This is a genomic window from Shimia aestuarii, assembly GCF_022814865.1.
GTDB classification, from domain to species: Bacteria; Pseudomonadota; Alphaproteobacteria; order Rhodobacterales; family Rhodobacteraceae; genus Shimia; species Shimia aestuarii_A.
The window spans coordinates 34,375-48,053 of record NZ_JAKVRD010000021.1; the positions used below are offsets into that span (position 1 = coordinate 34,375).

A 13,679-nucleotide genomic window follows, 5' to 3' on the forward strand; every position below is an offset into this window, starting at 1 on the left:
CCGGGAAAACTGCTATCTGGTCAACCGCCCGAGCCCAAGGTAGGACTCGGTCAGAATGAAGGAGTAGCACCTTGTCGAAACCGGTTCCCATTACGTTCATTGAAGTTGACACCTCCACGATCGCCGACGCGCAAGGGCGCGTCGCGATCATCGTCGATCCTGAAGGCCGTATGGATGTCGCGGCGCGTCGGATCAACCGGCTTACAAAAGGGGCTCTGGCGCGCCTGATCGAAGCGAAGGGAGCGGCGGCCAAAGTGGCAGATGCGCATGTGATTTCTTTCCCGGTCGGGATGTCGGCAGAAGCGCTCGACGTGGTGTTCCTTTCGCGTCGTGCTTCCGCGCTCGAGGCGCGCAAAGCAGGTGTTTCTCTTGGGCGGGTGCGTGGAACATCAGATGTTCTGCTCTGTGCAGGCGGGCATCGGAAAGCCTCTGAAATCGCATTAGGCGTTGCCTTGCGGGACTACGCGTTTGAAGACCACAAGAGCGACGCGGGCCGAACCGGCGGTGCGGTGCAAGTGATGGTGAGTAAACCCGCAGAGGTTGCCGCTGCTGCCGAACCGGCACTTGCAGTTGCCGAAGGCGTCTTCTTTACCCGAGATCTGGTCAATGAACCCGCGAATGTCTTGACGACAACCGAGTTTGCGAAACGTCTGAAAGATATGGAAACACTCGGGCTTGAGGTCGAGGTGTTGGAAGAAGACGCGCTTCAGGCGCTTGGAATGGGCGCATTGCTTTCAGTAGGCGAAGGATCGGTAAGTCCTTCTAAAGTCGTCGTGATGACATGGAATGGCGGTGCGAAAGACTCGCAGCCTCTCGCTCTTGTTGGCAAAGGTGTTGTCTTTGACACAGGTGGCATTTCTCTCAAGCCTGCGGCGGGCATGGAAGACATGACAATGGACATGGGCGGTGCTGGCGTCGTGTCTGGTGTGATGCGTGCCATCGCGCTACGCAAAGCAAAAGCGAATGTGGTCGGCCTCGTCGGCCTAGTCGAGAACATGCCGTCAGGGAGCGCGACGCGCCCCGGGGATGTCGTAACATCGATGAAAGGCGATACGATCGAGGTTATTAATACCGATGCAGAAGGACGCCTCGTTCTTTGCGACGTTCTCCACTACGCGCAAGAGCGTTTTAATCCTGCCGGGATCGTCGATCTTGCGACCTTGACCGGTGCGGTCATCATCGGTCTTGGACATGAGAACGCGGGCGTATTCTCGAACGATACTAAATTCTGCAATGCCTTTCTCAACGCCGCAGAAGGAGAGGGCGAAGGCGCGTGGCGCCTTCCGCTTGGGAAAGGCTACGCCGATCAACTCAAATCGCGTATTGCCGATCTGAAAAACGTCGGTGGACGGCCTGCGGGCTCGATTACCGCGGCAGAGTTTCTGCACCGGTTTATCAAGGACGACATGCCTTGGATTCACCTTGATATCGCAGGAGTCGCGAGTGTGAAAAGCGATACGGCATATGCGCCCAAAGGGGCAACCGGTTGGGGCGTCTTGGCACTCAATCGGCTGATCGCAGATAGATACGAGACGGAGTAAAGTTGGGCGCGGTCTATTTCTATCACCTGACCCGCAATCCTGCGGATGTGACCCTTGTCAGCCTGATTGGGAAGGCTCGCGAGCAAGGGTGGCGTGTTCTTGTGCGAGGTAACGACGACCAACGGCTCGATTGGCTCGATCAGAAACTCTGGCTATCAGGCGGCGATGAGAGCTTTCTTGCGCATGGGAAGGCTGGCAGTCCGTACGACGCGGATCAGCCAGTGCTCCTTTGCACCAATCCTGAGAACAGCAATGCGGCGTCTTGTTTGATGAGCATCGACGGGGCGGACTTGTCCCCAGACGAGATCAATGGCTGCGAACGGGCGTGTATCCTGTTTGATGGGCATGATGACGCGGCTGTCCAGCACGCGCGTGATCAATGGAAATCGTTAACCGGGGCGGGCTGCGCGGCACAGTATTGGTCGGAGGAAAGCGGACGCTGGGAGAAAAAAGCCGAAACCTAGCGGTGCCGTCAGTACCTTAGCGTTGCAAGATCAATGTCCCGTTGCTGATTGTGATTTCTCGCCAATGGCTGAGATAGCTCATGCCGAGAAGCGACTGATCGAGCTCGCCACCATTGACCTGTGCCGGGACGCGTTTGTCGACGAGGTTTCCGAGGCGTACTTCTTCAAGCACAACGGGCGCAGTCTTGACTTCGCCATTGGCCGTCAGAGCGCGTCCGAAATAGGGTAGGGACTCCGGCTCGAACCCAGCCTTTGATGCGTCTTCCTGGCTCAGCACTATATTGCTCGCCCCGGTATCAACAATGAAGGTCACCGCTGCACCGTTGATGGCGAGTTCTAGGCGAAAGTGCCCATCTGGGCTCTTTGGGATCACGACGCGGCCTTCTTCCGAAAAAACGGTGGCCTGAGGGATGATCGTCGAACGGATATCGCCCCACATGCCATAGGCCGCGATGGCTCCGATAAAGATCAGTCCCCAAGCCATGGCTTGCTGGATGGTCTTGCGAAAGCTCTGTCGGTGATTGGTCACGAACCAGAACAACACGGCTGCGCCGAGTATAACAAGATAAGTAAGTTGTCCGGTTTGCCAGCTGCTCATGTCACCATCCTCAGACAGTCATATAGGCAAAGGAAAACGCATTCCAAAGGGGTTATGCGACAAATCCAAAATCGCGCAGCCCTTCAAGTACGAATTGCACGGCCAGCGCAGCCAACAACATGCCAAGTAGCCGCGTTGCCACTGTCACGCCGGTCTTTCCAAGTGCTTTCGCAAGAAGGCCGCTCGTCAGAAACAGACCGAGCACCACGAAGAGAACCGCCAGCGCGACACCTAGAACGAGAAAGGTTGCGTCGACGCCCGGATGTTGACCTGCAAGCAGGATCACCGTGGCGATAGACCCTGGGCCGGCAATTAGGGGTATGGCAAGCGGGAAGACCGAAGGATCCGGGCGTTCATCAGCCTGATCTTCACGGCGCTTGGTGCGGCGTTCGAACAACATATCAAGCGCAGTCAGAAACAGAAGGATGCCTCCAGCTATCCGAAAAGCAGGCATGGAGATACCGACAAATCCAAGGACGGCCTCTCCGAAGAATGCAAATAGCGCAAGGATGCCAAAGGCGATGGCACAGGCCCTAAACGCGATCGAGCGCATTTGCGGGCGATCCATGTCATGGGTCATCGCGACGAAGAGCGGCGCAAGTCCGATTGGATCGATGATCACGAAGAGTGTCACGAATGAGGTAATGAGTGCGGCGCTATCCATCTCAGGAGCCTAACCGTCAGGCTTCTGCTGTTTCAAGCTTTTCCAAGGCCGCCATCCAGAGCGTCTCTGCTTTCTCAAGTCCCTCGATGACTTCAGTGTGTTTACGCTGCCATTTGGCGATCTCAGCCGCTTTGTTGCCCTCGTAGAGGGCTGGATCGGCGAGTTTTTCGTCGAGCTTTTCGCGCATCTCCGTAAGCTTCTCGACTCTGTCTTCGCATTTGCGCACATCTGCGCGTAGCGCGAGCACGGTATCGCGAGAGGCACGTTTAGGAACGGGGGCCTTGGGTTTTTCTTTCGAGGCAGGTTTCTCTGTTGAAAGCAGGTCTGAACGGTAGGCCTCAAGATCGCCAGAATAAGGACGCACAGTTCCATCTGAGACAAGCCAAAGGCGGTCGGCCGTCATGGAGAGAAGGTGCATGTCGTGGCTCACGAGGATCACTGCACCGGTGTAGTCGGTCAAGGCATCGACGAGGGCTTCGCGGCTCTCGATGTCGAGGTGGTTCGTGGGTTCGTCGAGAATGAGAAGGTGCGGCGAGTCGAGCGTCGCAAGCAGGAGAGAAAGGCGTGCTTTCTGCCCGCCGGACAGACGCGAAACTTCGGTTTCTGCCTGATCTGCACCAAGGCCAAACCCAGCAAGGATTCCGCGAAGCTGCCCCGGTGTGTGAGAAGGTCGTTCTCGACGAAGATGGTCCAGAGGTGTCTCATCAACATAGAGTTCATCGACCTGATGCTGCGCGAAATATCCAATCCGGAGTTTCGTCGAGCGGGTCATTTTGCCGTCCATGAGCGGCAAACGATCCGAAAGCAACTTGGAAAGAGTCGACTTGCCCTGACCGTTCTTCCCGAGAAGCGCGATCCGGTCATCCTGGTCGATGCGCAGATCTAGACGGTTTAGGACCGCGGTCTCACCATAGCCCGTGGATCCCGATTCGATGCGTATGATCGGCGGTGAGAGTTCTTCTGGCGATGGAAACGCGAAACGGCGCAGTGCGGCCTCCTGCGGCGAGGAAATCGGCTGCATCTTTTCGAGTGCTTTCAGACGAGATTGTGCCTGCTTGGCCTTATCGGCTTTATAGCGGAACCGGTCCACGTAGGACTGCAGATGCGCGCGCCGCGCCTCTTGCTTTTTGGCTTGCGCCTCGGCTTGTGCAAGCCGTTCTGCGCGTTGGAGCGCGAACTGATCGTAAGGACCTTGATAGAGCGTCAACTTCTGATCCTCGAGATGCAAGATGGCACCGACCGCGCGATTGAGTAGCCCCCGGTCATGACTAATGATCAAGACCGTATGAGGATATTTCGCGAGATAGCTTTCGAGCCAGAGCGCACCTTCCAGATCGAGGTAGTTTGTCGGCTCGTCGAGCAAGAGCAGGTCTGGTTGGGAAAACAGAACCGCGGCAAGAGCAACACGCATCCGCCAGCCACCCGAGAACGCAGAACAAGGCTCTGCCTGTTGCTCGATATCAAAGCCCAACCCCTTGAGAATTGAGGACGCGCGCGCTTCGGCGCTCCAGGCATCAATATCCGCGAGACGCGTCTGAATGTCTGCGATGCGATGGGGATCCTCGGCTGTCTCGGCCTCTGCCATCAGGGCGCTGCGTTCGGTGTCTGCCGCCAGAACGGTGTCGAGCAGCGATGTCTCGGAGGAGGGCACTTCCTGTGCTACGCCCCCGATCCGTGCGCGAGACGGCAGACTGATGGAGCCACCTTCAAGCGCCAACTCCCCCCGTATCAGGCGAAACAGCGTCGTCTTGCCTGTTCCGTTTCGACCGACCACACCAACCTTGTGCCCAGTGGGTATGGTTGCAGAGGCCTCGGAGAGGAGCGTTCGGCCCGCAACGGCGTAGGTTATGGAGTCTATTCGCAGCATGAATGGCGGTTTCGCCCATCGGCGCAGGCGCGTCAATCACTGCTTTTCAAGTCGGGTGCAGCATGCTATCGGAGCGCCAATTCGAACATGGGGTCGGGCATGTCGCCCGCACCGTCAAAAGGAGCAACACTCATGGCTACCGAACGCACGCTGTCGATCATCAAACCCGATGCCACCAAGCGCAACCTTACCGGCAAGATCAATGCCAAGTTCGAGGATGCAGGCCTTCGCATCGTCGCCCAAAAGCGCATTCATCTCACCAAGGAACAGGCCGGCGTCTTCTATGCCGTACACGCCGAACGTCCGTTCTATGACGAACTGTGCGAGTTCATGGCGTCCGAGCCGGTTGTCGTTCAGGTTCTCGAAGGTGAAGGCGCTATCGCAAAGAACCGTGAAGTGATGGGGGCAACCAACCCGGCAGACGCCGCGGCAGGGACCATCCGTGCCGAGTTCGCAGAATCTGTTGGCGAAAACTCGGTTCACGGCTCTGATGCGCCGGAAACCGCAGCTGTCGAGATTGCCTACTTCTTCTCGGGCCTCGAACTGGTCGGTTAAGCTTTGGTTTGATTTCGGGGGATAACCCCGATCTCGTTCAGGGCCGCTTCGATTTCGGAGCGGCCTTTTTCTTTTTCCTCAGCCTTCAGGCGATCGAAAACTGCGCGCAACGCATCTTTTTCTTTCCCTTGGCAATCATTCCAAGGACGACCTTGAAGCCCCATGACAAGCGCATAAAAGCCGATAAAATGTGGCCGCGTGCCGGTTTGGATCAGGCGCCGGTAGGCCTCTTCTGCACCAAGTTCCCGAAGATCCTCAGCCGAATGAATACCCGCGCGTTTGCAAGCGTCTTCTACAGCCGGGCCGAGGTTCCTTATGCTTGAAACGGGATCTGTCATGGGCAGAGCATAATAAGTGATCCCGCTTCTGGCACCAAGGTGCGATTAGTAGCCAAAGATACCGCGGCTGCTGTCTTCGTCAGACCGTTTGAGGCGCCGTTGTGAAGGCACGAGGCCGTCGCGGATCTCTTCGTCGCTCGTGACAACTGGCATGTCGAGTTTCTGTTTCGACAACAGGATCGCGCGCGCACCGGTACTTCCGTTGAAACGATGAATGTTGAGGCTTTCCCAAGGGATATGCCCGCCATTCCAAAGTGCCTGAATGTCGCCGATGAAGTTATGGCATTGATAGTTCTCCATCAGGAGCACGTATTTCGATGCCATGCGCGTCATGTTGGAAAGCCCGACCAGATGACTGACAGCGGTGTGGATATGCATCAACACCGCCTGGCTATAGACCAACTCGGCTTGGGGCCATTGCGACGAAAAGGGCATGGTAATGTCTTGAAGACCGAGTTTGCCTTCCAAATCCGGGTGACGCCGTTTGGCCAGATCCAACTGACTGGCGCCCCGGTCGCTTCCGGTGACACGGATACTTGGATAGAGCTTGTCGGCATGCGCGACGTGATCACCTCCGCCACAGCCGACTTCATGTACGGAGTCCGGTTGAAGCTGACCGATCGCTTCAAGGATCAGGAGATGATTTGCGTGCAACGATCCAGATCGTACCGTCACTTTTCCCGTGACCGTGTCATAGCTTAGCTCATCTTGTCCTGCGTTCGCATGGTGCTTGGTCTCGATGTCGCCTTTGACTCTGCGTTCGTATGAGTCGGCTGTGTAATTGTCCCAGTCAAAATCGTCGTCGTAGAATTTTCGGTTCTTATAAAATAGCCGGTTCAAAATCCCCATGCATCCGTCCTCCAAAGCAGGTTCTCTGCGTTCTGGCACAGGTTGCGTGACTTCTAAAGCCTGAAAACTCCCACAGGTCGGCGCGAAGCGATTAGATCATAGCCCAATCACTAAAGATCGGTTTCTGTGCAGGAATTGGTTTGGTCCCGGTCGGGCCAGAAGGGGGCTGGTTCTGCGGGGCTTGCGGGTGCGGTTTGGTGTAGGGCACTGCTCTCTCCATTGGTTGCCTCTCACTTCAGTTGAGCAGACCTTTGCGCCGTTCTCTTGCCGGAATGGTGGAAACACCTTGCCGAAACCATGCCGAAAATGGCCAGTTTACACGAAGAGATCAGTGTTCAATGAAAAGCCGTGTTTCGAAATAAAAAAGCCCTCAAGTCATTAAGACTTAAGGGCTTTTTATGGCTCCGGCGGTAGGGATCGGAGCTAATTTCACACAGGTTGCATAAGCTATTGAATTTACGTCATTTTCTTTTGGGTTGGCGATGGCGTATTTCCTGATTTGTGAGACATCTGTGAGACGGAGGTGAAACCGTTCTCAAAATGTTCCCAGATTACTCTAGGAGTGTCTTCCTAGCCGGTCGAGGAAAAAGAACAGCGGGGAATGCACATTTGCTACCTCCAAGAGATTCTTGGCGCGTTCATTGAGGCAATCGAGGCGGCAACCGGGCGCACGGCGGAACGCAACCTCATGCCGATGCAGCCAGGGGATGTGCATGCGACATGGGCCGATGCGCGGTTGATCGAGGCGCTTGTGGGCGCGTTGCCGCGCACTGATATACGCGATGGCGTCAAATCTTTCGTCGATTGGTATCGCGGCTGGAACGACCGCTAATTTTTAGCTCTATGATTAAGCTGCTACTTAAGCCGCTCGATCACCTTATCTTGTAGGGCACACACACTTCCCAGCACTAGATGTGCTGGCTCATCAAGCGCATCGCCTTCTTTTAGGAGTTCCCTTGCTAACGTCTCGGCGCCCCGTCCATCATAGCAGTCATCAAAGCCAATCCCGACTCTAAAGCTCAGGTGTATCTGAGATTGATTAAATCGTGATAGTTAGTGTAGATTTGTCTGCATTCGCGGAGAAGGATCAATGTTTCGGGGCGCATAACTATACAAGTAATTAGAGAAATTGGACTTTAAGCGTGCAAATAAGAGTTGTGTAAAATATGTCACGTCAAATTAACGAAATGCAGGCAGAAATTATTAGTGAGTTGTGCGAAATATATCATCGTTGCGATTTCGACCGCGAGATTGATGCCGCCGCCGTTGCGTTGATGCTGGCTCTACTTGGATTTGCACCACTTGGAAATATGCCCCAGAACCCGCAAGATTCAATAAATGCTTTTCGTCATATTGGTCACATGGAACGCTATAGTTTCACATTGACCGCAATTTCTACCCTCATGGCAAAACCATCGAACAATCCCAGACTCCGCAACTTATTTGAACGCTTGAGTAGCTTCGTTGCGCCGGTAACAGATGGCGCTGGACAGAACGTGTTAACGAACGGAAACTTATTCTTCGGGCCTTACCAAAACACTGATCTGACCGCCCTAGTATTTAAAACTTCTTCTTCTGGAAGACCCTGCGACCAATAAGACCAACTATTTTTTTGTTAGACTTAACAAATAGTCCCCGTAGTCATTCTTGCCGAACTTATGCGCGCGGGACTGCAGTTGAGATATATTGATCCAGTCCATTTCGAAGGCTACCTCATCAGGGGCTCCAACTTGCTGACCTTGTCGTTTTGTGAGTGTGCGCACGAAGTTGCCGGCGTCGAGCAGACTGTCATGGGTGCCAGTATCAAGCCACGCATAGCCACGGCCCATTTTCTGCACTGTCAATTGGCCATCGCGCAAGTAGCTTTCCAAGAGCGTGGTGATCTCCAACTCGCCACGGGCCGAAGGTCGCACGGCTTTTGCACGTTCTGGGGCGCTGCTATCGACAAAATACAGCCCCGTAACGGCATAGTTGGAGGCCGGTACGGTTGGCTTTTCGATGATACTATTGACCATGCCGCTGCGGTCAAAATCTACAACGCCATACCTCTCGGGGTCGGAGACGCGATAACCAAACACCGTGGCGCCGGTGGTGGTATTTCCCGCCTCTTGCAGCAACTCTGGTAGACCGTGGCCGAAGAAGATATTGTCGCCCAGCACCATAGCCGCGGGGGCACCTGCCAAAAACTCTTCGGCCAGAATAAAGGCCTGTGCCAGCCCATCGGGGCTGGGCTGTATCTTGTATTCCAATGAGATACCCCATTGGCTTCCGTCTCCCAAGGTGCGGATGAACTGCTCTTGGTCGTGCGGTGTGGTGATGATCATGATCTGGCGGATGCCCGCGAGCATCAGCACAGTTAAGGGATAATACACCATTGGCTTGTCATAAATCGGTAGCAGTTGTTTCGACACACCCATGGTGATGGGGTAAAGCCGCGTGCCCGAGCCACCAGCCAGAATAATGCCTTTTCGGTTGGTCATGTGGATACTCCTAACTCTGTTAAACATTCCTTCAGGCCCGCGTGCCAATCTGGGCGCGCCAAACCAAAAACGGAGGTGGTGGTGTTGCAATCAAGGCGGCTGTTCAGCGGGCGCGCGGCTGTCGTGGGATAGGTGCTGGTGGGAATTGCCTGCACGCGGGTGGGCCGGCCCGTTAGGCTGAATATCGCGCGGGCAAAGCTGCACCAGCTGGCATCGGGCGCGCCGCTAAAATGATAGGTGCCAGTTTTTTCCGGCGCCTCCTGCAGCTGCCCGGCGATGGCCAGACAGGCGGCAGCAATAGCCCGCGCGGGCGTGGGGCCGCCGATTTGGTCATCGACTACGCTGATCTGGTCGCGGGTGTCAGAAAGGCGCAGCATGGTTTTGATAAAGTTCGCGCCATGGGCGGAAAACACCCAAGAGGTGCGCAGAATGGCGTGGGTGACGCCGCTGACGCGAATGTCCTCTTCGCCCGCCCATTTGCTGCGGCCATAGGCATTGGCGGGCAGTGTGATATCACCGGGCTCCCAAGGGTGGTGGCCGGTGCCGGGAAACACGTAATCGGTGGAGATATGCACCAAGGGAATCTTCAGCGCCACACAAGCCAGGGCCATTTCCGCCGGCGCCGCACCGTTGATGGCGGTGGCCAATGGCTCTTCCTCCTCGGCCCGGTCAACGGCCGTGTAGGCCGCGGCATTGATCACCGCGCGGGGGCGGTGGGAGTGGATGGCCGCAGCACATGCGCCGGGCTGTGCCAGATCGGCCGCATCGCGCCCCAAGGCCAGCAGATCCAGCGCCTGACCTGATGCCAAATGCTGCAGCTCGTGCGCCACTTGACCCGTGCGGCCAAAAACCAGCAGCTTGCTCATGTCGCGCCGGTTCCAAGCCGCTGGCCCACGCCGTGGCGGTTTAGCAGTGGCCGCCACCATGCGTCGTTTTCGAGATACCAGCTCACTGTGCGTTCCAACCCCTCTTCCACCGTCACGCTGGGGCGCCAGCCCAGCTCGCGGCGAATGCGCGTGGGGTCGATGGCATAGCGAGCGTCATGGCCGGGCCTGTCAGCGACGAAGGTGATCAGATCGGCGTATGTGCCGGTTTCACGCGGGCGCAAACGGTCGAGGATGGCGCAGATCGTTTGCACCAGCTGCAGGTTTGTGCGCTCGTTTTCGCCGCCGATGTTATAGCTGCGCCCCAGCGCGCCCTTGGTGGCCACCAACAAGAGCGCATCGGCGTGATCTTCGACGTAAAGCCAATCGCGGATATTGCTGCCATCGCCGTAAATCGGCAGCGCCCGTCCCGCGAGCGCGTTCAGAATAATCACCGGGATCAGCTTTTCCGGAAAGTGATAGGGCCCGTAATTATTGGAACAGTTGCTCAGCACCACGGGCAGGCCGTAGGTTTCAAACCAGGCGCGCACCAGATGGTCCGACGCGGCTTTCGAGGCGGAATAGGGGCTGCGTGGGTCGTATGCTGTGGTCTCGGTGAATTGCACGGCCGGGTCTGCGGGCAGCGAGCCAAACACCTCGTCTGTCGAGACGTGATGAAAGCGAAACCCATCGGGCCGCCCCGCCGCCCGCCAATATTTGCACGCCGCCTCCAACATATTGAACGTGCCGGTGATATTGGTGTCGATAAAATCGGCGGGCCCATCGATAGAGCGATCGACATGGGATTCGGCCGCCAGATGCAGCACGATATCGGGCTGGTGCGTGGCAAAGGCTGCATTCAGCGCCGCACGATCGCGGATATCGGCTTGTTGAAAGGCGTAAAGCGGGCTATCCGCCACCGACGCTACATTGGCCAGATCGGCGGCATAGGTCAGCGCATCTAGGTTGACCACCTGATGCCCGCGCGCCACCGCCAGGCGCACCACGGCCGAGCCGATAAACCCCGCCCCCCCTGTGATCAGTAGCTTCATCTCTTATCCCTCAAATGTGAATGGGCTGTTAAAACCGGCAAGCAGCGGGGCGGCGGCGTCTTTCTCGCTTAGCACCGGCGCGCTGGTGAGGGGCCATGCGATGCCAATATCCGGGTCATCCCAGCGCAGCGCGCCCTCGGTTTCCGGAGCGTAATAATCGCTACATTTGTAGATAATCTCGCTGTCGGGTTCGAGCGTGGCAAAGCCATGGGCAAAGCCCACCGGAATATAAAGCTGCACACCGTTTTCCGCGCTCAAGGTATAGCCCGCCCAGCGGCCATAGGTTGGGCTGCCCAGCCGGATATCGACCGCCACATCAAAAATCGCGCCGCGCCCACAGCGTACTAACTTGGCCTGTGCATGCGGCGGCGTCTGAAAATGCAACCCCCGAATGGTGCCCGTGGCCGCAGACAGCGAGTGATTGTCCTGCACGAAAGTGACATCGATACCCATGGCTGCATAGGCGCGATGGCTGTAGGTTTCTTGAAAAAAACCGCGATGGTCGCCAAACCTATGGGCCACGGTTTTTAAGACGCCATTCAAGGCAAGATCTTCAGATTGAAGCATAACTTTGTCCCTTGATCATTTACTTGGCTCATCAATCAATAACATCGGTCATCGCAGGCTTTTGAATACCGTCGCGAGCATCAACCACACATCAAAGCAGAAATTCCGATTTCTCGCATAAAGCAAGTCAAGATGCGCTTTTCGCGGGATGCAGCGTGTCTGGTAGATGTGCTCGTTCTCCGCTGGTGTCTTACAATTCGCCAATAAGAACTCTTCGTGGGCATGAAAATAGATCGACGCCAGACCCGTCACGCCAGGGCGAGATTTTAGCACGTTGCTATATATATCTGGGAATCTCTCGACGTACACTGCTAGCGGTGGGCGAGGGCCAACGAAACTCATGTCACCCTTAATGATGTTCCAGAGTTGGGGCACTTCGTCGAGGCGAGACTTGCGCAGGAAGGACCCGCTTCGGGTGATCCGCGACGCCTTGTGTCCCCCGGAAGCACCCGAATCCGTTGGATCTGGACGCATGGTGCGGAACTTCACGAGCCGAAAGGTGCGACCCATTCCCTTTGCCCTATCCGAGATGTAGAAGATTGGTCGGCCATCCATTCCCAAGATCGCAAGCCCGGTCACAAGAAGAACAGGCGCTAGAACGATGGCAAGGGCCGCTGCGAATAAGATGTCGGTCAACCGCTTTAGCGGAGTCATGTCACTTTCCCCCTACCGGCGAGCTCGCCAAGGTAAAAATCCATCAGGTTGGAGACGACCACCCTTTGGTCGAACTCCCGTTTCACCCGGTCCAGGGCCTTGTCCGCGAGGCGGTCATACTCGGTTGGATCATTGATCAGGCGAAGCATCGCACTGGCCATTTCCCCGGCATTTCCCGCTTCGAACAGAAGCCCAGTCTCGCCCTCAATCACCGCGCAATTGATGCCGTAGATCCGCGAAGCCACCGAGGGAAGCCGCATGGCCGCCGCTTCGATGAGGGACGAGCCGAAGCCTTCGCGGAAGCTCGGGAGCACGGCAGCATCCGCAAGCCGGAGGTAGTCCTGGGGTCTGCTTGTGTATGGTCGAAGCACCAAAGCGTCCCCGAGCTTCTCCTCCAGCGCCGGACCGATGTTTTCCTCGTCCGGTCCGACCACGACCAAGCGAGTGGGGCGCGTTGCACGGGCGAGTACGTCGGCGTAAGCGTCAGCCAGCACATGGAGCCCCTTGTCGCGCTGCAGCCGCCCCACGTAGAGGAAAACGAAGGCATCGTCTGTCAGGCCGAGATCGGCGCGCAACGCGGGGTCTTCGGGCATGTTGTGATTGAACCGCTCAAGATCCACGCCAGAGATCGACCCAGACCCCAGGACCCGGCACTTGCTGGAGCGCAAGACGCCCTCCTCGCGTAGAAAGTCCAGTTGGGTTCGACTGTCGGCAAGAATGGTCGTGGACAGTTGAGCGATGAACGTGTCGATGAGACGAAAGATCGTCCGCTTAAGTCCCGACGCAGTGGCCCAGACTTGCCCCTGAAAGGTATGAACACGAATCGGAACCCCTGCTGCCCGCCCTGCCAGCATCCCGAGAAGGCCGGCTTTCGGTGTTACGGTCTGCAACAAATCTGGCTGGTCTAGGCGCAGTTGGCGCCAAATTGCGAACAAGGCACGCAGGTCTTTCCAGGGTGCAATTTGTCGCTCGATGGGTATGAACACGACCCTGCAGGGCAGGTCTAGCTGCTTCAAGATTTCCGGCGCATCGTTGCGTATATAAAGCACGACGTCGAATTCGGTCGCCATAGATTCTAGGATCGGAACCCAAAAGAACTTAAGATTGAGTACCGAGTGCATAACAATCACAATGCGCGGCTGGGATATCATCGGGCTTGCCATGTTCTGGTGATCGTTCATCAAAGT

At 56.5% G+C, this 13,679-nt stretch carries 16 protein-coding genes; 5 read left to right on the forward strand and 11 right to left on the reverse strand.

The annotated features are described in order from the left end of the window. Positions 1–71 precede the first annotated feature (71 nt). Positions 72–1,541, forward strand: coding sequence for a leucyl aminopeptidase (locus MK745_RS16460; protein WP_243614327.1), 1,470 nt, complete (start codon positions 72–74; stop codon positions 1,539–1,541). A 2-nt stretch (positions 1,542–1,543) separates the two neighbouring features. Then, positions 1,544–2,005, forward strand: coding sequence for a DNA polymerase III subunit chi (locus tag MK745_RS16465; protein WP_243614328.1), 462 nt, complete (start codon positions 1,544–1,546; stop codon positions 2,003–2,005). 16 nt (positions 2,006–2,021) lie between these two features. Here the strand turns inward: MK745_RS16465 and MK745_RS16470 are convergent, their stop codons facing one another. The 3 genes from MK745_RS16470 to MK745_RS16480 are packed head-to-tail and all read right to left on the reverse strand — an operon-like array spanning position 2,022 to position 5,134. After that, positions 2,022–2,603, reverse strand: coding sequence for a retropepsin-like aspartic protease family protein (locus MK745_RS16470; RefSeq protein ID WP_243614329.1), 582 nt, complete (start codon positions 2,601–2,603; stop codon positions 2,022–2,024). 52 nt (positions 2,604–2,655) lie between these two features. Further along, positions 2,656–3,267, reverse strand: coding sequence for a MarC family protein (locus tag MK745_RS16475; RefSeq protein ID WP_243614330.1), 612 nt, complete (start codon positions 3,265–3,267; stop codon positions 2,656–2,658). 16 nt (positions 3,268–3,283) lie between these two features. Further along, positions 3,284–5,134, reverse strand: a complete 1,851-nt coding sequence (locus tag MK745_RS16480; protein ID WP_243614331.1) for an ABC-F family ATP-binding cassette domain-containing protein — start codon at positions 5,132–5,134, stop codon at positions 3,284–3,286. A 132-nt stretch (positions 5,135–5,266) separates the two neighbouring features. Between MK745_RS16480 and ndk the strand changes: the two genes are divergently transcribed. Then, the gene (gene ndk / locus MK745_RS16485) at positions 5,267–5,689 is read left to right on the forward strand and encodes a nucleoside-diphosphate kinase (protein ID WP_243614332.1); all 423 of its coding nucleotides are present in this window, start codon (positions 5,267–5,269) and stop codon (positions 5,687–5,689) included. Here ndk and MK745_RS16490 read toward each other — a convergent pair. Further along, on the reverse strand, positions 5,686–6,027 hold the full coding sequence (locus MK745_RS16490; RefSeq protein ID WP_243614333.1) for a TfoX/Sxy family protein: 342 nt from the start codon (positions 6,025–6,027) through the stop codon (positions 5,686–5,688). The genes ndk and MK745_RS16490 overlap by 4 nt on opposite strands. A gap of 45 nt (positions 6,028–6,072) precedes the next feature. Further along, a complete protein-coding gene (locus MK745_RS16495) occupies positions 6,073–6,876 on the reverse strand; it encodes a class I SAM-dependent methyltransferase (protein ID WP_243614334.1) in 804 nt (267 codons plus the stop codon). Positions 6,877–7,477: 601 nt separating this feature from the next. Between MK745_RS16495 and MK745_RS16500 the strand changes: the two genes are divergently transcribed. Further along, positions 7,478–7,708 (forward strand): hypothetical protein, encoded by a 231-nt coding sequence (locus MK745_RS16500; RefSeq protein WP_347813657.1) that lies wholly within the window; start codon positions 7,478–7,480, stop codon positions 7,706–7,708. Positions 7,709–8,042: 334 nt separating this feature from the next. After that, positions 8,043–8,474, forward strand: a complete 432-nt coding sequence (locus tag MK745_RS16505; RefSeq protein ID WP_243614335.1) for a hypothetical protein — start codon at positions 8,043–8,045, stop codon at positions 8,472–8,474. A gap of 6 nt (positions 8,475–8,480) precedes the next feature. On the opposite strand, the gene rfbA is transcribed toward MK745_RS16505, so the two are convergent. From rfbA to MK745_RS16535, 6 genes are read right to left on the reverse strand one after another with little or no spacing between them, the layout of a single operon-like run. Further along, positions 8,481–9,356 carry a glucose-1-phosphate thymidylyltransferase RfbA gene (gene rfbA, locus MK745_RS16510; RefSeq protein ID WP_243614336.1) on the reverse strand — a complete coding sequence of 292 codons (876 nt, stop codon included), beginning with the start codon at positions 9,354–9,356 and terminating at the stop codon, positions 8,481–8,483. Next, positions 9,353–10,222 carry a dTDP-4-dehydrorhamnose reductase gene (rfbD, locus tag MK745_RS16515; RefSeq protein WP_243614337.1) on the reverse strand — a complete coding sequence of 290 codons (870 nt, stop codon included), beginning with the start codon at positions 10,220–10,222 and terminating at the stop codon, positions 9,353–9,355. The genes rfbA and rfbD overlap by 4 nt, the downstream gene beginning before the upstream one ends. After that, positions 10,219–11,271, reverse strand: a complete 1,053-nt coding sequence (gene rfbB, locus MK745_RS16520) for a dTDP-glucose 4,6-dehydratase (protein WP_243614338.1) — start codon at positions 11,269–11,271, stop codon at positions 10,219–10,221. Before rfbB ends, rfbD begins: the two co-directional genes overlap by 4 nt. Before the next feature lie 3 nt (positions 11,272–11,274). Beyond that, entirely contained in the window at positions 11,275–11,838 is a 564-nt protein-coding gene (gene rfbC / locus MK745_RS16525) for a dTDP-4-dehydrorhamnose 3,5-epimerase (protein WP_243614339.1), read from the reverse strand. 48 nt (positions 11,839–11,886) lie between these two features. Beyond that, complete coding sequence (locus MK745_RS16530) at positions 11,887–12,492, reverse strand: sugar transferase (protein WP_243614340.1); 606 nt, start codon at positions 12,490–12,492, stop codon at positions 11,887–11,889. Continuing rightward, positions 12,489–13,673 carry a glycosyltransferase gene (locus tag MK745_RS16535; RefSeq protein WP_243614341.1) on the reverse strand — a complete coding sequence of 395 codons (1,185 nt, stop codon included), beginning with the start codon at positions 13,671–13,673 and terminating at the stop codon, positions 12,489–12,491. The genes MK745_RS16530 and MK745_RS16535 overlap by 4 nt, the downstream gene beginning before the upstream one ends. Between the last annotated feature and the right edge of the window lie 6 nt (positions 13,674–13,679).